The organism is Arthrobacter sp. AD-310, assembly GCF_054656615.1.
On the sequence record NZ_BAAHNO010000022.1, the window covers coordinates 1 to 18720 of the forward strand.

The 18720-nt window shown below is 61.3% G+C and carries 21 protein-coding genes; 15 read left to right on the forward strand and 6 right to left on the reverse strand.

What is annotated here, in order from left to right; all coding sequences use genetic code 11:
* Positions 1 to 26: 26 nt before the first annotated feature.
* Positions 27 to 548, reverse strand: a complete 522-nt coding sequence (locus ACYQ1Z_RS13665) for a hypothetical protein (protein ID WP_459793075.1) — start codon at positions 546 to 548, stop codon at positions 27 to 29.
* 2191 nt (positions 549 to 2739) lie between these two features.
* Here ACYQ1Z_RS13665 and ACYQ1Z_RS13670 point away from each other — a divergent pair.
* The 3 genes from ACYQ1Z_RS13670 (at position 2740) to ACYQ1Z_RS13680 (ending at position 5522) form a co-directional block, all read left to right on the forward strand.
* A complete protein-coding gene (locus ACYQ1Z_RS13670) occupies positions 2740 to 3798 on the forward strand; it encodes a hypothetical protein (RefSeq protein ID WP_459793076.1) in 1059 nt (352 codons plus the stop codon).
* 121 nt (positions 3799 to 3919) lie between these two features.
* A complete protein-coding gene (locus ACYQ1Z_RS13675; RefSeq protein WP_459793077.1) occupies positions 3920 to 4717 on the forward strand; it encodes a hypothetical protein in 798 nt (265 codons plus the stop codon).
* Positions 4718 to 4736: 19 nt separating this feature from the next.
* Entirely contained in the window at positions 4737 to 5522 is a 786-nt protein-coding gene (locus tag ACYQ1Z_RS13680) for a GIY-YIG nuclease family protein (RefSeq protein ID WP_459793078.1), read from the forward strand.
* Positions 5523 to 5577: 55 nt separating this feature from the next.
* Here the strand turns inward: ACYQ1Z_RS13680 and ACYQ1Z_RS13685 are convergent, their stop codons facing one another.
* Positions 5578 to 6654, reverse strand: coding sequence for a hypothetical protein (locus ACYQ1Z_RS13685; protein ID WP_459793079.1), 1077 nt, complete (start codon positions 6652 to 6654; stop codon positions 5578 to 5580).
* A 100-nt stretch (positions 6655 to 6754) separates the two neighbouring features.
* Here ACYQ1Z_RS13685 and ACYQ1Z_RS13690 point away from each other — a divergent pair, with 100 nt between their 5' ends.
* Positions 6755 to 8266 (forward strand): competence protein CoiA, encoded by a 1512-nt coding sequence (locus tag ACYQ1Z_RS13690; RefSeq protein ID WP_459793080.1) that lies wholly within the window; start codon positions 6755 to 6757, stop codon positions 8264 to 8266.
* Positions 8267 to 8431: 165 nt separating this feature from the next.
* A complete protein-coding gene (locus ACYQ1Z_RS13695; protein WP_459793081.1) occupies positions 8432 to 8983 on the forward strand; it encodes a DUF7255 family protein in 552 nt (183 codons plus the stop codon).
* Positions 8984 to 9015: 32 nt separating this feature from the next.
* On the opposite strand, the gene ACYQ1Z_RS13700 is transcribed toward ACYQ1Z_RS13695, so the two are convergent.
* Together ACYQ1Z_RS13700 and ACYQ1Z_RS13705 are read right to left on the reverse strand one after the other, a co-directional pair.
* Positions 9016 to 9684, reverse strand: coding sequence for an 8-oxoguanine DNA glycosylase OGG fold protein (locus ACYQ1Z_RS13700; protein ID WP_459793082.1), 669 nt, complete (start codon positions 9682 to 9684; stop codon positions 9016 to 9018).
* Between the two features lie 269 nt (positions 9685 to 9953).
* On the reverse strand, positions 9954 to 10118 hold the full coding sequence (locus tag ACYQ1Z_RS13705) for a hypothetical protein (protein WP_459793083.1): 165 nt from the start codon (positions 10116 to 10118) through the stop codon (positions 9954 to 9956).
* Between the two features lie 115 nt (positions 10119 to 10233).
* On the opposite strand from ACYQ1Z_RS13705, the gene ACYQ1Z_RS13710 reads away from it, so the two are divergent.
* The 7 genes from ACYQ1Z_RS13710 (at position 10234) to ACYQ1Z_RS13740 (ending at position 13951) form a co-directional block, all read left to right on the forward strand.
* Positions 10234 to 10524: a DUF6504 family protein gene (locus ACYQ1Z_RS13710; RefSeq protein WP_459793084.1), complete on the forward strand. Its 291-nt coding sequence runs from the start codon at positions 10234 to 10236 to the stop codon at positions 10522 to 10524.
* Between the two features lie 291 nt (positions 10525 to 10815).
* On the forward strand, positions 10816 to 11259 hold the full coding sequence (locus tag ACYQ1Z_RS13715; protein WP_459793085.1) for a hypothetical protein: 444 nt from the start codon (positions 10816 to 10818) through the stop codon (positions 11257 to 11259).
* A complete protein-coding gene (locus ACYQ1Z_RS13720; RefSeq protein WP_459793086.1) occupies positions 11256 to 12260 on the forward strand; it encodes a hypothetical protein in 1005 nt (334 codons plus the stop codon). Before ACYQ1Z_RS13715 ends, ACYQ1Z_RS13720 begins: the two co-directional genes overlap by 4 nt.
* Positions 12205 to 12792 (forward strand): hypothetical protein, encoded by a 588-nt coding sequence (locus tag ACYQ1Z_RS13725; protein ID WP_459793087.1) that lies wholly within the window; start codon positions 12205 to 12207, stop codon positions 12790 to 12792. The genes ACYQ1Z_RS13720 and ACYQ1Z_RS13725 overlap by 56 nt, the downstream gene beginning before the upstream one ends.
* Complete coding sequence (locus ACYQ1Z_RS13730; RefSeq protein WP_459793088.1) at positions 12789 to 13226, forward strand: hypothetical protein; 438 nt, start codon at positions 12789 to 12791, stop codon at positions 13224 to 13226. Before ACYQ1Z_RS13725 ends, ACYQ1Z_RS13730 begins: the two co-directional genes overlap by 4 nt.
* A gap of 4 nt (positions 13227 to 13230) precedes the next feature.
* On the forward strand, positions 13231 to 13740 hold the full coding sequence (locus ACYQ1Z_RS13735) for a hypothetical protein (RefSeq protein ID WP_459793089.1): 510 nt from the start codon (positions 13231 to 13233) through the stop codon (positions 13738 to 13740).
* Positions 13733 to 13951 (forward strand): hypothetical protein, encoded by a 219-nt coding sequence (locus ACYQ1Z_RS13740; protein ID WP_459793090.1) that lies wholly within the window; start codon positions 13733 to 13735, stop codon positions 13949 to 13951. Before ACYQ1Z_RS13735 ends, ACYQ1Z_RS13740 begins: the two co-directional genes overlap by 8 nt.
* 295 nt (positions 13952 to 14246) lie before the next feature.
* Here the strand turns inward: ACYQ1Z_RS13740 and ACYQ1Z_RS13745 are convergent, their stop codons facing one another.
* Positions 14247 to 14753 carry a hypothetical protein gene (locus tag ACYQ1Z_RS13745; RefSeq protein ID WP_459793091.1) on the reverse strand — a complete coding sequence of 169 codons (507 nt, stop codon included), beginning with the start codon at positions 14751 to 14753 and terminating at the stop codon, positions 14247 to 14249.
* 766 nt (positions 14754 to 15519) lie between these two features.
* On the opposite strand from ACYQ1Z_RS13745, the gene ACYQ1Z_RS13750 reads away from it, so the two are divergent.
* The 3 genes from ACYQ1Z_RS13750 to ACYQ1Z_RS13760 all read left to right on the forward strand — a co-directional run bounded on the left by ACYQ1Z_RS13750 (position 15520) and on the right by ACYQ1Z_RS13760 (position 17572).
* Positions 15520 to 16491, forward strand: coding sequence for a ParA family protein (locus ACYQ1Z_RS13750; protein ID WP_459793092.1), 972 nt, complete (start codon positions 15520 to 15522; stop codon positions 16489 to 16491).
* Positions 16488 to 17231, forward strand: a complete 744-nt coding sequence (locus ACYQ1Z_RS13755; RefSeq protein WP_459793093.1) for a hypothetical protein — start codon at positions 16488 to 16490, stop codon at positions 17229 to 17231. Before ACYQ1Z_RS13750 ends, ACYQ1Z_RS13755 begins: the two co-directional genes overlap by 4 nt.
* A gap of 218 nt (positions 17232 to 17449) precedes the next feature.
* Positions 17450 to 17572: a hypothetical protein gene (locus ACYQ1Z_RS13760; protein ID WP_459793094.1), complete on the forward strand. Its 123-nt coding sequence runs from the start codon at positions 17450 to 17452 to the stop codon at positions 17570 to 17572.
* Here ACYQ1Z_RS13760 and ACYQ1Z_RS13765 read toward each other — a convergent pair.
* Positions 17552 to 18409 (reverse strand): hypothetical protein, encoded by an 858-nt coding sequence (locus ACYQ1Z_RS13765; RefSeq protein ID WP_459793095.1) that lies wholly within the window; start codon positions 18407 to 18409, stop codon positions 17552 to 17554. The genes ACYQ1Z_RS13760 and ACYQ1Z_RS13765 overlap by 21 nt on opposite strands.
* Between the last annotated feature and the right edge of the window lie 311 nt (positions 18410 to 18720).

Here is an 18720-nt window from a genome sequence, read left to right on the forward strand (position 1 = left end):
TCACTCACGACTTGATGGGTCCGCTGCTAGATGGCTTCGCCGGGGTGGGGTACGCGGACCGTCTGCTGAGTGGATCCCTGTCGGTCGACGAGGACGATCCGCATGGTCTTGGGGGCCCGCGCTGCGACGTACCGGACCTGCTCCAGGCACAGTCCCTGAATCTTCATGACAGCGCGCTGAACGTAGGGCATCCCGGTCACCACGGCGAGTTCGTCGAGCTGCGCTTGAGTGGCCCTGGCGGGTGCCTGCAAAGCTCCGGTTACCGGATCCCAGGACCACCCGGCCAGGTGGTTTGAGATCCACTGCTTCTGGCGCTGGCTGAGGCTATGCGGCTTTGGTTGCGCACCCTGGGCCTCCAGGGCCCGCTTGCGGGCTTTGCTTGCTACCTTGCGCTTGTCCCAGAACACGTCACCGGAAGCGACCCTCTTGGCCGCCCTGCGGTTCGTCCTGCGGGGCATCGTGATCTTGACTCCGAGATCTGGAACGGGCGGGAGCTTTGTCGGCGTCTTGCGCTGCTCGCGCCGGCTGAAACTTCGGTTGCTGCTCATTGGTGAAGCACCTCCTCTGTGAATAGTCCAGACGGTGTCTGGACTATTGGCTGGTCGTCGTCGATGTTGGCCGCGGAGCTCTCAACGACTCTGCGACAGCCCCCGGGTCGGCGACAGCCGACCGGTGCCTCACGGCACCTCTGCAACACCTTCGCCAGAGGCCGCGAGGCTTTGTCGCTGCATGTCTTCAGAGACACCAAAGACATCGTCGAAGGAGTCTCTGATCCGACGGCCGGCAGGCCGGCGGGAGGCTGGAGCCACTCGCGCCAGCGATGGCTCCAGGGGCACCCCAACGACGCGCCAGCGTTGGTGGGGCAAGGGAGCAGAGCGAGTGCAGTAGGGGCCCGGAGCGCAGCGGAGGGTGAGGGAGCGAAGCGACCGAAGGGATGTCGGCTGTGCCGACCACCGAGCGAAGCGAGGTGCCATCCCCCCTTATGCCCTTTTGACTGTTTCCCTCGCATCTGGAGCTTTAGCGGAAGATCGAGGGGGTTTCTGTTGCCGTGGCGCGGGAAAATAGCTTCCACTGCTTCCGTTCACCCCGACCGTTTTCGGTTTCCACTGGTGGAAGGTCGGGTTGAACGGTGGCTATTTTCCGGCGTTTTTGGGCTATTGGCTTTCCACCGGGATCTCTAGTGCGTGGCACCCGGTGGAAAGCGTGCTGCGGAGCAGCGTCAAGGGGTCTGCGACGAAGGAGTGGACACCGTTCCGGCCCGTTCTTCTCGTGTGGCAACAGGCCGCTGTGACGCAGGAGCAGCGGTTCCATACGAGGTGGCGGCGGAGGGGACTGCTGAGGAACGAAGCCGTCCCTGGAGTCGCTGCCGAGGTGCTGCGCAGCAGCTGCTGACGTGGTGCCCTGGCACCACCATGGATGGGTATGAAAGCCCCGCAGGGATCTGCTCCACACGTCCTCATGGCACCGCATCGGAGGACGCTGCGTGTCCTGGTTCAACAGATGTGGCACCCTTGCTCCACACAGCTACAGAGGGTCCACAGGGAGACAGGAGTCGCTGTCCTGGTTGTCGCTCCACAGACACCGCGCTGCTCCCCCGCTGGTTGCTCCAGTGTCGTTGGTGGCACCAATGCACAGCTCGTCAGGAAGCCGCCGGCGGTGCTGCTGATTTAGTGCCACAGCCTGTGGCGCAATCTTCCACAGCGGCTTCCTCACGCTTCATCACAGCAGCTGCTGGATAGCCGGCTACGGCCGTGGCTGACTCTGCCCCGGCTGCTCCCCCATCGGGCCCTGGAACCTCTCCCAGGGCCCGGCTGCACAGCTTTTCAGCGTGCTCTCCTCCGCTGCATCGCGGGGTTTAGCCAGGGAGGTTTGCTTCCCAAGCGAGAGTCCTTCAAGGGGGTGGGTGGCGGCTGTCATCTGACTGGCCTTCCATCCTGTTTCGCCCCGCCCTACACCCCTTCATCCTTGGCCTGCCAGGTGGTGCAGCGCCCCTCGCACACACGGTTACCACGAGCTGGCAAAGAGCTCTGCATCCGCCTTGGCGGGTCTTTGCCAGCTCGAGGTAACCGGACTGTGGAACCACCTGGCAGGCCATGGGGCAATGGGCCAGTGCATCGCCACCCACCCCCGCCCCCGCTGTTTCCAGGCACCGTGCATCCGCTCCAGCGTGGCGCTCGAAGAGCGCCGGCGGGCAAGAAAAATGCAGCCCGAAAGCTGCAAGCTTGCGCCCATGTGTGACCAGATTTTGACCAGCATCGCCCAGCTTTGGGCATCGTTGGGCACAGGATGATCCAGTACAGCAGCAAAACTGCTGGATTCAGGGCACGCCGGGGCCCTGATACTGCTGCTGGCTGGTTTATGGTCACAACGGGCCCGTTGACTGCCCACGGTCAGCCCAGAAGCTGCCCAAGCTCGAATAGCAGGTCACAACCAGCCCGCGTCTTGGTCAGTAGCCGCCCGGCTTTGGGCCAAAAGTGGGCTTGGCTGTGAAGCAGGGGCGATTCGTGACCATAAAGTGGCCGCGTTCAGCCCACATAGGGGCCGAACGGGACAGCACGCTCTAACTGCGCTGAACTCGATGTCTGCTGCGTGGGCGATGATGAATCCATGGGGAAACCATCGCGCAGGCAGAACCGCCGGAACCGTCACGCTCCAAAATCAACCAGCCAGCTCCGGCCTCACGGCCTCACCCTCACTGTGGGCGCCAGCCCGACCACAAAGAGCAACAGCCAGCCCTCGTTGCAGAACGAGCTGCGGCTCGTCCGCAGTTCTCTGCTCTACGCAGATCATGTGGATCTTGTCGCTCCCACTGTGGGGTGGATGCAGACCTTTGTTCCCTTGCTGACCACGGACGTCGACGATCCCTGGCGGAGTATTGCTGCTTTGCCGCCGGAGACACTGGAGCGGCTCGGCGTCACAGACATCACGCCGGCGCAGTTCAAGGCCCAGATGCTGAAATTCGCCAGGGCAACCGATCATGATCCGAAACGCCTCGAAGCTGAGCAGCAGTTTCGGGAAATGATCATCATCGGCAAGCAGCAGGCCACCGAGGTCTGCCGCAGCCCAGAAGCGCTGGAACTGGAGATGGTGCTGGAGAGCGGCGCGGTCACGTTGATCAGTGACGGAACCCGTTTGGAGGACAGCATCGACCAACAGGTCGAGTGGTTCCGAAGCCGCCTTAGCCAGGCCATGGATGCCCCGGGCTCCTCAGTTCTGCTGGATGATGTCACGAGTGAATTCCTGCGGCAGTCAGAACGCTATGTCGATGGGCTCTCCCCTGTCGCGGAAAGCCGGACAAGCCGAGCAGCTGTAGGCGCCGGCCTTGTGGAACGGCTTCCGACTTTCCCCGAGGCCCGGATGCAGGATGTTCTCGAAGCCCGCGAGGAACTCGCCGAAGGACGGGCGGCCTACAGGGTGTCCGTGAAAGAACTGGCAGCAAAGCTCCAGTCATCAGCGCTGGAGCCGACTCTTCCCAGCGAGATCGATGAGCTGTGGCACGACACAGTTCAGCCGGCGCTGAAGGATCTGCGGAAGACGGTGAGCACATCGCGTATCGCGTGGAAGGCGGGCAAGCGGCTGGTCACTGATTTGGGCGGCCTGCCCTCAATACTGGTGGCCGTCGTTGGGCTCGGTGAATTGGCAGCAACCCTGCCCAGCGCGTCTTCGGTGACGGCTCTTGCTGGCCGTGTAGCGGCTGCAGGCGCGCAGGAAGTCTTTCTGGCCCGGGCTGAAGTTCGGCAGCACGACCTGGTGTATCTGTTGGACGTAAACAGGAAGCTCGGGAACACACCCTTCTGATCAGGAAGCACGTGATGCTCCTGATGCGGGCCGCGCGGCAGGACGCCCAGTTCTTGCGATCGGTTCGGAGCCAGATCAGCGATAGGACGAAAATGTCAGTGGTGCGTGAAAGCCTGCCCTCATGATGTTTGAAGATGACCGCACCACACTCCCCCGGGCCTACGTGGCGCTTCCGCACGACCACCTCTACGAGGACCGCGAAAAGGATCTTGCGGCCACTATCGCATGGTGCCTCGAACAAGCCGGCGGTGACGCCCGGTCGGTCGGGATACAGACGGGCCACAGGCATGATCTCGACGAGGAACCTCTCCTGCTTGATTTCGTCGCTGCAGGGGCTAAGGTCTACCCGGACTTCCGAGGGAAACTCCCTGCGCTGCCATCCGGCCCTGTGTTGATGTACCGGCCCCTTGAAACGCACCTGTTGGCCGTGGAGACACAAAGGTCTTCTTCGGCCGTTGCCGCCTTCGAGATTGTCGGCCCCGACCACTACCGGCGCAGCGTCGGTACGGAAGGCATGGTCGGCTGCCAACCTTGGATCAGCGCCTTCAAGCCGATTCATTTGGGTGGGCCTGAAATCACACGCAAAGAACCTATCCTGCCTGATCCTGTCGTTGCTGCCGCCATGGACACATTCACTGATCTCATCAACTCCTCGACCGGCCTCTCGGACAGCCGGGACCGCTCAACGGTGCTCGACGGGCTCACAAGACTTCGGCATGCCGGCCATTGCTTTGACCCAGAGGATCTCCTCGCGGGGGCCCTGGCAAGGAATTGGCGCGGAGACGCAGCTGCCCAAATTAGAGACTTCGCTCGTGAAATCAACGCAGGTAAGGCGAAGCGATTCACAGAACGCTTCCGTTCCGACATTGTTGAGACTTGGCGGAGCGAAGCATCCGATAGCTCGGTGGTCGAGCTTTAGCGAGTGGACCAGGAGACCTATGCCTTTCGCCTACGAGCTCATCAACCCGCCGGCGTCGGGCATGAATGCTCCTGCAGGCCGGACGTTCATCTACGTTCTGATGTTCAACATCTCGGGCTACCCCTCTAAACCCTTCTACGTGGGACAGGCCCGAGGACTGACACAGCGGTTTGGCAACCACCAGATGATCACTTGGCACGTCGCACGGTTCGGCGCCCCGCCGCGCATCTTCGTCGCCGGTCAGGTGCCGTTCGACGCTGCCGACCTTGCCGAGCAGAACCTGATAGCCCGGCTGGCGCGCGCCGGGTACAGACTGACCAACACGATGGTCGTGCGGGCCGGAAAAATTGTCCGACGCCCAACCCCGTTTCTCACGGAGCCTCGGGAAGCCACTCTCCACCACCTGAACGCACCGGCCCCGCGGGACTCTGTGTTCCTTGCCTGGCAGGCCCAGTTCATACCCGCCGGCGGAACCCAGCGGCCAGTTTCAGGAGATGAGCTGCTCCCTGAGGAAGTCCTGGCGTACATCGAGAGCCTGGAACACAATACGCCGGATGCCAGAGAGGTCTCCTTGATGATCGCCAAGGCCTTCGACCCGGGGTTTCAGGGCTCCACGCTCGACATCGTGACTGCGTTCAAAGGAAAACACAGTGCTAAGCACTTGCAGCACACCCTGATGAGGCTTCGGAACGTTTGGGTCTTCCGGAAAGGCCTCCAGACAGAAAGGGCCAAAGGGTACAAGCTCACAAGAAGACACACCGCCGCCATTTTGGCCTTGCGGCCAATGTCGCCCAAACGGTCTTAGCCCAGCTCGTGCTGCTTGAAGTGCCCCGCGTCCAGGACGCTCAGGAGGCAGGGGGTTACCGCTTCCTTCTTCGTTGAGCAGTGGAATTCTGCGTTGCGGGTTTTGGTGCGGGGTGAAGCAGCGTCTGGGTGATAGAACGCGGAGGCCGATCCGTGCTGGCGAAGAGCTCAGCCGGCAGGGGTGAGTAGTCGTAGTCGTAGTCAGCTGGAGTGTACGGATAGGCCACGACCTCCGACATCTGCCACAGTGAACGCACAATACTGATTCCAACTTGGCTGATGGCCAAGTTAGTAGCCGGATCGGAATTATCAGTCCGCAAGGTGAGTCCGGGAGTCATTCCCTTGCCTCCCCGCTCTTGGAGGACGTACGTAACCGATTCGGCGTTGATCACGGCTGCTGCATTGTCCCACTGCTCCGGCGTGAGCGTTGTGGGTGGCTGCTCGGCGAGATGAAGCACGGCGTTCAGATCATCCCGGGGGACAACTGTGGCGCCGTGTTTGAGCTGATTGTTTCCCTGGGCGCCGCTGAAGTCGCTGTCTGAATAAAACCGGGCGAAGAAAGTGAGCCAGGCCGTCAGGAAATCCAGATGCCGCCGCATCTCCTCTTTGGACTCTTTGATGTTCTCGCGTTGAAGCTCCGGAGGGAACATCACCTCGGACACTGCATGTCTGGCTCTCGCTCCCAGCAAGGGTTTGATGGGATCCCGGAGATCCGGGGCATGCCGGATGTTCAGCAGCCTGGTCATCGGACTGCTGCCGGTAGTTCTTTCCTGACCTGCCACAAACAGTCGTAAGGCCGTCTCGATGACGTGCTGCATCAAGGCGTAAGACTCGACTGCGGCCATGGTTCGGCTGCTCAGTGTGTCCCCGGGTGGGACATCCAGCGCAAACTTCTTGTCCTTGAGCACAGACTGGAACTGTCCGAATAGGGAGGTCCGGTCGGTGCGGTCCCACTTCAGGGAACCGGGCTGCATGTCAGCAAGTGCAACTATTCCCCAAAGCCGGCGCTCGAAGTACTCTCCGGGGTCAACTCTGTAGTAGTGCTCCTTCAAAACCTCTTCAACTGCAGCCGGTGTCGCCGAAGCTGCATCCGTGTCGATCTGGTGAATACTCAGGGGGTCGTTCAGCGCCATCTGGCAAAACTATCTGACTTGGGTTTCCTGGTGCGGGATTGTCAGTGCCCGTGGCTAGGGTGATCCCATATTCCTGCGGGCAGTAAGGAGGGGCGGGGCAATGCCGCTGGTGGCGTTTCTCGACGGCGAACGGATCGAGTCCTACTTAGCCACGGACGAACGCTGGGATCGGGTGAAGAGCGTGTACAAGAGCCGGTCCCTGCTGATGCGCTGCGGGGTTCCGGGAATCCCCCGCACATCCAGACGCGGTCTCAAGCACTTTGCCCACAAGGCCGGAGTGCAGTGCGGCCTCATTGATTGCTGGAGTGAATCCTCCCAACATCGCATTCTCAAAACTGTGATTGCCCAGGCCGCAGCAGACGCCGGCTGGCGGGTCAGCGTCGAGTGCAGCGCAGAAGACCGGGCGTGGACGGCGGACGTCCTGGCAGAGCATGACGGCAGGCGCCTGGCGCTGGAGGTTCAGTGGTCACGCCAGGACGCCGGAGAGTTCAGGCGCAGGCAAGAGCGCTATGCCGCTGTTGGGGTCGAATGCTTCTGGTACGTCCATCGGCGAAACAAAGACGAGGCCAGGCGGTCTGGGGTGCCTCACGTGGTGTTTACAGGCGACGACGCGCCGTTTGATGTCCTAGTGGCGAAGGCGTTCCAGGAAGCCACAGCGGTCGGTCTTCATGCGCACGTTACTGCCCTGCTGCTGGGGCTGTACCGTGACCGGATCCAGGCACGGGTCACCTCCGTGACAGTTCAGCATCTGGTGGACAACTGCTGGGCCTGCAAGCGGCCATCCACCGTCTGGCGGATCAGTGCGGCATCCGTCCAGTCCCGCTGCCAGGAGACGACCGAGGCCGCCCGGACAGACTTTCCTTTATGGCCAACCCAGCGCATCGAAGCCCTGATCGCTGGCGATGTTGCAGCGGTTCTGGGCAAAGGCGGCCTGCCGCCTCTGGCTCCACTGCGGATGCACCGTTCGAAGCAGGCAGAGAAGACTTACCTGGCCTACGGGTGCGCTCACTGCCGGGCCGGCTTCTTCGGGGACGGCTTCCTGGAGTTGGAGACCCGCTGGCAACCCGTGACCATACCGGTGACTGCCCGAATCTCCCTGGCCGACGGGATTCTTACGCAGGTCCATCTGTGTGCCGACAAGGGCTTCGGACCATGCAGCCAGGAGCCGTCAGGGAGCCAGCAGGCAACGTTCGACGGGTACATTCCTGGCCAGTATCAGCGTCGCCGGCCATCACGCGCAGACATCGCTGACGTTGCCCTGGTGGGCTCTGAGGTCTCGGCCAGAGATGCCGTGGCCATCATGACCGGCCATCGGAATCCGGACCCAGACAATGGGGGATCAACGTCCAGCACTTGGTCGTCAACGCGCGGGAAGAAAAAATCACAACCAGCCGAGACAACCTTTTGCGACTGGTGCGGCAGACAACCCCACCCTCAATACGAGTGCCTTTGGCGCCAGCTCAGGGCGAAAGCAAACGTAAGCCTTGGCTACCGGCATTATTCGGATAAATTTTATGAGGGCATTTCCAGGGGAAGGACCCCTGAAGATGAGGGCACCGCGATAATGAAGCGACTGCTTGATCGGTGTGTAGCAATCCCACGCGGGAGATGAGGAGTCAACTGTCCCGTGACACCACCCGCAGCTATACCCCGGAAGGGTAGAAAAGACACACGCAGCCGCGAGACGCAGCTTCGGGAGCTTTTGTCTCCTGACGCTACAGCCGGGACCTCAAAGCCGGTGCTGTCATCCTTGCTAACTTCTCACTCCTGGGATCGAATGGACGATCTGCTCGACATATTGGGGGCGCAGGACAAGTCCGAGGCTTTGACTCCTGACGTATGGGATCTGGTTCTGCTCGGTGACTCGACTTACGTGGAGCTGGACGAGGAAAACCATTTCACGCGATACCGGAAACAAACCCTTGATCCGGAATGGTCTCGCTCTTTGCCATGGGCGGATGCGTACAGAGAGTACGCGGACAAGTTCGAACATCTGGCTCGAACCGACGGGCGATTCTGGAAACCCAAGACCCGGGTAGATGGAAGCCCACAAAAGGCCGAGCGCATCTTCGGAATGGCCGCCGACCGGCGGAGTTTTGAGGGAAACGGCTCTCCACGATGGAAAATCAGGGCCCTATACGATGCCGCCAAGGATTTGTGCGCCATGGACGGAAGCGTCCGGCTCGCCAGAGTATCCATCTACGACACAATCGGCGGCCTTACCCTCGGCGAGCTCCTACTGGGCTCGACGCCTGTCGATGTCCCTGCAATTCGGAACTTGATCGAGGAACGGACCATAGGCGCTGACGCTCACCCGTGGAGCCGCTAACGGCCAACTGCAGGAGTTCTATGTCAGGACTTTCAGTTCCGTCTGAAGATGAGCTGCTCAACCTGCTCGGGCTCAATGTCCAGCTCATCCGCCCATTCAGCCATGCGCTCGGTGTACCTGCGGTAACTGTCGGCGCTGTGCCAGTTGAGCCAGAGCGGGCCTACGTCCCTGGAGTGCTTGGAGAACCAGCGCGCGACGATGCTGTCCATGATCGGTGTGGTCGCCACCTGGCTGGAAGCCTTGGTGGCGAAACTGATGTACTTCGTGGCGAAGGCCGGACCCCACCACGCGAAGAACTTTCTGTCGCTCTGTCGCCGGTGCACGACGTGCTCGAAGGCGGCATTTCCGCCGCTTGTCGTAGCGACTTCGGCCAGCGTGTGCAGATCGGAAGCGAAGTCTCTCTCCTTCTCACGGTCTGTGTTGACCCTGATAACCCTGGCAGCGCGGTACGGGCCAAAACCGGTCCCCGCATAACCCCAGACGTAGCTGGCGATGTAAGCATCCAGAGCAGAGTCGGGGTCCCTTATGAGCTTGAACGAGTCCAGGACGCCTTCCCGGTCTATAGGATTCGGCAGTGATTCGAGAACGCCGTAGTCGCCGAGGTACTTCGCCCAGTTCTTCTTTGTCCATTCAAAGGGCACCTGCGACGGGCGCCCCTCTGCATCCCAGTTCTTGAATCTTCTTTGCAGGTCATCGGGCACAGCTGACATGTTGGTATCTCCCCCAGGTGATGGTCCACTTACTCTCGCACATGCCGGACCGGGTTCTACTTAGATCGGGTCCGCGAGTGACGCGGAACCGAAGAGTAAACTTGTAGGCGGCCGGCGGCGGACAGCCGTCTGGTGTCCCCCATGCCAGCGGCCCCCAGCTCCGTCGTCGGTCCCAATGCCCCCCTTCCTTCTAACGTGTTTCCCTTCCAGACCGTGAATAGGATGCAGCATGGGGAACAGTGAAAGCCGGGCCAGGACATTCAAAATTCCGCCTTGCCACTATGCACGTTCGAGCTGCTGACTTTGTCCCGTCGTCCCCTCCTCAGCCCTGAAACGCTGAGGATGAGACCAAGCGTGGTGAAATTCGCCGTGAGGATCAGGCCGACACCGCCGAGGAACTGGCTGCTGCTTTCGTAGCCGAGCACGACAGCCTGCTCAGGGTTTTGTTGCCGTACCGGGACGGCACAGAGCACACCCAAGCCGGATCGACCATGGGTTTACCGAGAGCCTCCTGTCACTCCCGCGCCGTAAAATTGATGGGTGGAAAAGGTTCTGGTGGAAACGACAGCGGCAGGCGTGCCGCTGCGTTTCGAGTACCACGGCCGCACCTGGACGGTGGCCGCTGAGCCTATGCGCTGGTACGAGCGCATCAATTGGTGGGCTGAATTCAAGCGCTACCCCCGCGAGAATGCTCCCCATATCGATCTCGAAGTATGGCGGGTCCAGGCACAGCTCGGCCGGAACTCCGAGCTGGTGACCTTCGACCTAATTCGGGACCAGGACCGGGTTGCCTGGTTGCTGCGTCCTTACGCTGCTCCTACCGCCGCCTGATCGCCAGCGATCCAGCAGGCACTACCCCAACTGACCTCAGCCCCCTATGCCGGAACTGATGCAGGGGTACATGCATGTGTGACTCGTGTGGCAGCTGTGTCTTGGGGTAGAATTCCGGCGGTCCGGCAAGGATCAAGATCCGATCAAGATAGCCGCAGGATTAGATCAAGCGGCTCCGCTCATAGACACGCAGTGGCAGTGCGTAGAACAGGGACAGGAATGGTGTCTGTGCACTTCAGGAAGCCTTTTGGTCTGGCGACGCGCGCGAAGGAAGTAACTCCCGAGGCTGTCGTGGCTTCACTGAATCTTGCTGAACGCGTCACGTTCGACGAGCTTCTGGAGGCCGTCACAAAAGCCCATGGCAAACCCATCAGGTTGACGGAAATCGACAGTTCCCTGATGCCCACCGTCACGGGTCTCTGGATGGAAAAGGAGCAGGTGTCGCTTATCCTGCTGCCGGCTGGGGACACCCAGGCGCACCGGCAGCATGCAGCCTGCCACGAGTTCGGCCACATGCTCCTGGGACATGAAGGATGTGGCGGCGCCAGCGCGCCGTTCATGCCCTCCATGTTCAAACACGTCGGCGGCCGCCGGGGCATCAAGAAAATACTGGCCAGATCGCTCGACTGGAATGAGCAGGAGATCGCAGCGGAACGTATCGCGTATCTGCTCTCCCTGGCACTCCTCCCGGGTGAACCGGAGAGCAGCAACAGCTTCGAGCGGACCTTCATTTGATCTCCCTCCAGGCCCTTCCGGCTCTGGTTCTGTGGACCGTCGTCGTGGTCAGGCTGATCGGCCTGCGCTTTGGTTGGCGGTTCGGTATCCTCCCGGCTGTGTCGATGGTCGCCCTGGGCGCTACCTTGAACATCGACGAGGTCTACCTGGCGGTGGACCCTCTGATGGGTGGATGGAACCTTCTCAACCTGGTCGTTCATGTGCTGATGGGCGCTGGCATGCTTGAACTGAGCCGCCTGCTGCTGCGTGCCACCGGTCGTCCCAGCCGGCATGTGAAGATCCTGATCGGGATCGGCGTTGCGCTGTTCCTTGTACAGGCGTACCTGCTCTTCGATGCAGACACGGATGGTTCTGCCACCAACTTCACCGACACATTCGGCTCGGATCCTGCGATCGCCCTGTACCAGGCAAGCTTCTTCGCCTGGATCGGAACGGTTCTTGGTTACACCGGAGTGGAATGCCTGCGCCGGGACCGGCATGGTGAGTCCAGGTCGTTCGGAACCGGTTTCGACGTCGTCAGCGCGGGGTGCCTGGCAGGCGTTACGGCCGTCGCAGTGAAGCTGCTGCTGGTCTTCCTGGAGGCATCGGGGCTGGACGTGGCAATAGAACCCGTCCTGTACCTCGGCTACCGCATCCTTATCGCGTTGACCATCGTCGGCTTCGCGGTCGGCTTCCTGATTCCGTCCTTCGGGCGGATCAAGGCTTCTTTTGCGGCCCGCAAGCAGCGCCTGAAAGACCTGGAGGTTCTCCGGCCGATCGTTCAGCGTCTTGCAGAAACACCGGAGGGCAAGCGTTCCCTGGACGCAGCGAGCACCTCCTTCAAAGGCAGTTCCTCCCACGCGGAGCTTTACCGGGCATTCATCCTCATCAGCGACATTAGGCTTCTGGACCCGGAGCTGCTCTCCGAGGAGGAAACACACATGATCGACGAAATGGGCAGGAAATTTGAGCACGGCAACGGTCGAGCACCAGCATCCCGTCAGACAGCGTCTGGCACGTAACTACTCAAGGATTTTCACGCCGGCTCTGATGCTGGCTGTGCTGGTGGTGCTTTCAGGCATCAAAGCCGGACTGAATTGGCTCAGTGTCATCGCCCTCCTGGTCGGCATCGCCGTTGTGCCGGGCCTTATCTACAAACGCTCCAAAGGGCTTTTCAGGCGCTTGGGGCTTGCCGATCACTGGCGGAACGCACTGGTGACAGCGCTGCTGTTTGTGGGCACCGTGGTCTGTTACCTCATCCCTCTCCCCCAGCCTGTTCCCGCGACTGTTACGGCGCTTTTGGTCGGGAACATGGGCCTGCTATTTTTTCGCCGCTGGCTGAACGTCTCCGCGCATGTGTCAGTCATGACTTTATTTGTCACCTGGGTGGCGGCCGTTGTTGGCGGTTTCGCCTGTCTGGGCTTGGTACTATCACCGTTGATGATGGTCAGCCGGGTAACTCTGGGTGAACATACCTGGCGGGAGGCGCTGTCAGGTGCAGCCTTAGGCCTGGGGGCGTTCAGCTGTTATCTCTTGGCAATGACTTGGAGATGAAATTGGATGAATTGGAGCTATCGCGGGAACGTGCCGCGAGCATACGTCGTGCCGAGACGCTTGCAAGGAAGATCAACCTTCTCCTGGACGTAATCCCTTCGCCTTCAGGTAAGCCATTCGACTACCCGGCGATCCGCGATGGTGCGCAGGAAGCCGGCTACTACATCTCCCGCACGCGATGGTCGCTGCTGAAAGCTGGCAAGGAACAAGTCGTCCCGGAGGAATGCCTGCGCGCCCTTGCCACGGTTTTTGATGTCGATCCTGAGTATTTGCTCCAGGAGGATGGCAAGCTGCCCGAACAGGTTGAGGCTGAGCTGGAGCTGCTGCGCAGCATGCGCCGCGCCGAGGTACGGAACTTCGCTGCCCGCGCCTTGGGCCCAGTGGATCCGGAAGCACTTCGGGCGATAGCCAAGATCCTCGACGAGCACTCGTAGCGTTTTGGACGAACAGCAGATACAAGACATCGCTAACAGAGTCATCGCGGCTCTTGAACAGTTGAAACCCCTGGCACCCGGGGAACCTGCCTGGTACGTGATCGTTGCGTCGCTGGCGCCGGTTGCCGCGCTGCTCGCAGCTGGCTTGGTGACATTCATCGGCTGGCGCAATCTGAAGCACCAGCAGAAGGCCCTAAAGGTCAGCATGCAGAATGACGACCGGAGTGAATGGTGGAAGCGCGCCCAGTGGGCGCTGGAGGCCGAAGCGACGGACAACGATAAGCTCAGTGCAGCGGGTACCGAGATGCTCAAGCTGCTGGTCAAGAGCGAAATGGCTTCGGACGCCGACAAAGACCTGCTCGACACATCATGGCGTGCGGGTACAGCTGCCACCAACCAAGAGACCGCCGAGGAACTTCTGGCAGAGGCCGAGGCGTTCGTCAATGAAGCAGATCTGGACGACACTCTCGAATCAAGTGACAATGAGGAGACAAAGGAGGTCGAAAATGGCTAAAGCCACTCGCTCTAAAGCTGCCCGTGAGGCGCAGGCGATGAAGATTCGCCGCGGTATCCGTGCTGCTCAACTGCGCGTAGCCCTGGACAAAGAGCGCGGCCGTGAAACTCCGGAAGCTGTGATCCGTCTCTCGAACCTGAAGCTCCCGGAGGTCCCCACGGGTGTGGTGAAGGTCCCCATGACCAAAGCACGGCACCTGACCTCCCAATAGACTTTGCCTTGGCAAAAAAGAAGCCCCATCCGGGATGACCCGGATGGGGCTTCTTGCTGTCTTTGATGAGTTTGTCTACTAGGGTCCGGTTTCGACTTCAATGGGCTCCGGCGTCCCTGCCATCGGCTGGATCTGCGTCGATGGTGTACTCCTCGACACCGTATTCGCGCAGGTCTTCGTCGTAGCCGACTCGCTCGATCATCACCCGGTCGGCCTGTCGGTGATCCTTGGCGAAGATCACCAGGTCATAGTGGAAGGCCTTCAGCTCAGCCGCCGGCACCATCTCCCCCGGCCATCAATCGATCCTTGTATCGCGAACACCGTGGCCCCAGCTGCCGGCCTTGGCGGAGATCACTCCCCCGCCCTCGCTGACAATGATGATCTGCTGTTTTCGGACATGCTTTTCTCCGGGAACCAGGATCAGCGCCTCGTGACCGTTCGCCCAGTAGACCTCAGCCTCCTCCTGTTCGATCGGAGTGCGGAGATCGCTGATAATCTTCTGCACCTTCTCTCGCAGTGCCGCCGACGGCACCAGGATCACAGGTACGGTTTCATCGCATTCCACTGCCAGATCCACTCCAACATTCCTGATGTGGAGGGTGTATCCCCCTCCATCTTTCCCGTCCTCGTTGCGGGAGGCGTGGACGGTCAGTGCGGTAGTTCCTTCATCGGTGTCGAAGTCCACCTTGCCGTAGTTCTCGGGGTTGATCTTTGCCTGGTCCCCGGCGGCAGTCCAGGGATGTGGTTCGAGTCGGTCGCCGGTGTCGTAGGGGGTCAGTGCCGGTGTTGCTGTTGTGTTCACGGAGGATCTCCTCAGGTCGCAGTGTCATTGGTGTGGGCGTAGGGCCCGGATACTCCCGGACCGGCTCTGCCGGCCTTTTGAGCGGCAAAAAAGAAACCCCCAGTGCGCTGGGCACTGGGGGTTTCTCCCGCTGTTTGAGAGCTATTCAGTTGTACGGGAGGTAATCCGCGCTGAGAGCAGGAATGGGGGAAGCTGCTGTGCAGCCCGGTACCTCTCCGGTCTTTCACCCGGACCCGGCTTTGTCGGGTCCCAGACGGCCGGGGTCTTCCGGCGGGCTGCGCCACTTCAGGGAGCCGGTAGGCTTCCGGCTGGCCGCGAGGCCCAAAACGCAGCGCCGTGCGAGTTCTTTTCGGAGCATTTCTACTGCATGACAACTGTGTAGCCCCTCCCCCTACTAACTGTTTGATAACTGTTGTTGCTAGTGGGTCTGTAACGCGTAGCTAATCCGCATCAACTGTTTAGGCAATGGGCGCGACTAAAAGTTCATCAAGTGCGTGATGCTGGTGACCAGCTACTGCGCCTTACCCCCTTGGTAACTTCACATGTGGTGAACATCAGGTTGCTCCCTACTTTGCTTCTACTGCATCGCTACTCCATCACCGCACTAAAGCAAGTCATCTATGGCTGTGCACTTGGTGCAGCGCTGGTGTGGACGCTGATGCAGACCTAATGCAGATCAAACAGAGAGCAGAACTACGTCGACTATGGTTCCAACACGCGCTGAATGTACTCCTGTGTCACATTGGCCCCATTTAGGATGTGCACTATGAGTACGGCAACTTCCTCCCACACGTTGTCGCCCGCCGTTCAACTGGCTTCGCGACGCACCATCTGCATCTCCAACGGTAAAGGCGGCGTCGGCAAGACGACCGTGACGACCAACCTGGCCGCCCTCCTCGCCGAAGCCGGCTACAAGGTTCTTGTCGTAGACCTGGACTCCCAGGGCGACACCTCGACCAATCTCGGCATCATCAACGATGACCGCTACGACCGCGGCGAAGCACTCGACATCGCCGTCCGCTACGACAAAGTCCCCACACCCATCAAGGATGTGCGCCCGGGCCTGGATGTCCTCGCCGGCGGCAACCACACCGCACAGCTCATGGACACCTTCCAAGGCGACGCAGCCCGTCAGGGCAAGATGCGCGGGGGAGTGGCACGGACCCTGGCCAAGATTGCTCCCAACTACGACATCGTCCTGATCGACACGCCTCCGTCGGAAGCCGGTTGGACTGCTATCGAGGAAGCGATGCTGGCCTCCCGCTGGATCATCGCTCCCGTGAAGCCTGAGCCGAAATCCATCCGCGGCCTGGAGTCTTTGGCCAGGCGCATCATCAGTGTCCAGAACGACAACCCCGCAGTGGCGCTGCTCGGGGTCATCCTCTTCGGCATCCCCACCAATGCCAGGAACGTGGACAAGCAGGCACGTTCACTGCTCCAGGAGTCCCTCGACGGCATCGCGCCGGTATTCGAGGGCAGTATCCGCGACGTTGTGGCAGCCGACGCAGACGCCAGCTTCCGTGGTCTGGCAGCACACGAGCTGGCAGCCCGTGCAGCGACGCAGTCACCGTTCTGGGAGCGGCTGCGCAACAAGGGCAAGAGCTCGGATGAACCCCGGATCGCGCAGTCGGCAGGAAACCTTGCTGAGGACTACATGCGCCTGACGGAGCAGATTGTCCACGAGCTCCAGGCCCAGGAGGAAGCTCTCGACGAGACCCTTGAGGCGGCTGCCAAGTGAGCCTGCCCTCCAGCCCCGGAAAGATGGATCTCAGTGCCCTTGGTGGCCTGAAGCGCCGTGTGCTGCAACCCGTGCCTGATGTCGTTGCTGATGAACCTGCGGTGACAGTACAGCCGGAACAACCCACGCAGCCCGAACAGCTGACCCCTGCACCTGAAGCGGCGCCCGCAGCTGCACCGGAGACCAAGCAGGAGACGGCGCCGGAGGAGACAGCCCAGCAGTCCGGCCAGATGGCTCCAGAGGCTGCACAGGAGCCCGAAATGCAGGCGGAGGCAGCGCCGAAGGCAGCACAGTCTGTCGCCGAACCGGTGGGGGAGCGGGCTAACAAGCCAACCGCGGCCGCGAAGATCGAGCCCGTCGAAGAAGAACACTCAGGTCACGTCACGCTCTACCTGCCCAAGGACCTGAATCAATGGATGGCTGAGCACCACGACAGCACAGACATCTCGTATCCGGGGATTGTTCTGAATGCGATCAGTTGGGCCGCGGCCGAGAACAGGTTTGCGGAGATCTTCGCACCCGCTGACAGCCCGATCCCGGCCAACGATATCTTCGGCCGGGCGCCGGCCATCACCAAGCCCGCCCGCGGATCAGTCGAGCCGGAGACCAGGCCGGTGCGGTTCCGCAAGGACCACATGAAGGTCATTATCGGGCTGGCCCGCACTTGGACAGCCGACAACAGGAACGCGTTCTTCGTCGGGGTCCTCACCGCCTACAGAAACCAACAGCACAAAGAGTGACGATTTGCCGGCCGGGCGGCGCGCCCGGGCGCTGACGGCACGCCGTGACTTTTCTGTGGACGGCTGCAATCCACAGCATCCACAGCGAGCAGCTGCTGCGCCACGGCCTCTGTGGGGATCCTGTGCACGGCCAAACTCTGGACTTCCAGACCCTCCTCCGTTGTCCGACCCGTGCCCCTAGGATGGTTCTCCCTCACCGAGCGGAAGGCAGGAGAACCATGGACGAACAACCGCGGCCGCGCGCCAACAGCTGGCAGATCGCCGGCGTCTGGATCTCCGCCGCTGCCCTGCTGATCGCTGCCGCCAGAGCAGTCGTCGATCTATGGCTGCTGCTCAGGTGACGGCCCGGGTTGTCCGTCTCCTGCTGTTCGCTGGCGGCGACGTTCCTTGGCCGTTGCCTCACGTGTCCGGTTCAGTTCTTCGTGCAGTTGGTCAACCTGGCGGCCGTACGTGATGTGAAGGTCCTGAACACGCTGCTCTCCATGAGCGCGTTCACGCTCAATGTCGGCTCTGGCTGCATCCCGTTCGGCGGTCAACGTTGCTAGGTTCCCGCGCAGGTCAGCCATAGCCTCACGGGTGCGCTCAAGGTCGCTCCGGGTGTTCTCAAGCTGACCCCGCGCGTCTTCCGTGGCGGCTTCACCACGATCAGCGCGCTCCGTCTCTGCCTGGGCGTGGTTCTCGGCGGCGCCAGCACGCCGTTCTGCCTCGGCCCGGGCCTTCTCCTCACTCTCGGCCCGTTTGATCGCTGCGTCACGCTCCTGCTGGAGCTGCCTTAGCTGTACCTGTGCGGACTCAATATCGGCCCTCAGCTCCGTAGCTTGGGCCTGTGCCTGCTCTCTCTCGGCTGCAGCAGCCGCCTGGATCTGGGATAGTTCAGCAGTAAGCTGACTGTTCCCCTTGCGCTCGGTGGCCAGCTCGGCGTTGACGGCGGCCAGTTCCCCGGTCAGTTCCTCACACTTTCGCGTTGCTTCCTCGGCCGCAGCGTCAGCTTCATCCTTCTCGGCGGCGGCCCGGCGTTGAGCCTGCTCGGCACGGGCGGTCCGAGCGTTCGCGGCAGCGACCTGCTCGGCGGCCTCGCTTGCTACTGACTCGATCTGCGCCTCTGCAGCTTCGGGGTCCGCCACCGTTCGCAGTTCCTCAACCAGCATTGTCAGCTGCTGTCCGAGGTGCTCGATCATCCCCGTCACCTGGCCGGTTATCTCGCTCGCCCGCTGGCGTGCGGAATCCACGGGGCGTGTCTCGGTGGCCCGGCTGGTGTCCTCACGTAGCCCCTGTCGGGCACGCCAGGCTGAGGCCCTGGTGTGTGCGGGATCGTCACAGTACTCAGGCGGGCGGCCGGTGCCGGCCTCAGAGGCCATAGCGGGACGCTTGCATCCCGGGAAGCGGCAAATGCGTGCTTCGACGAAGTTTTCACTCATCTTTTTATCTTAGCGTCTTTCGTCAAGTAACGAAACGCAACGTAACTAAAGACGAAATCGAACACGAAACC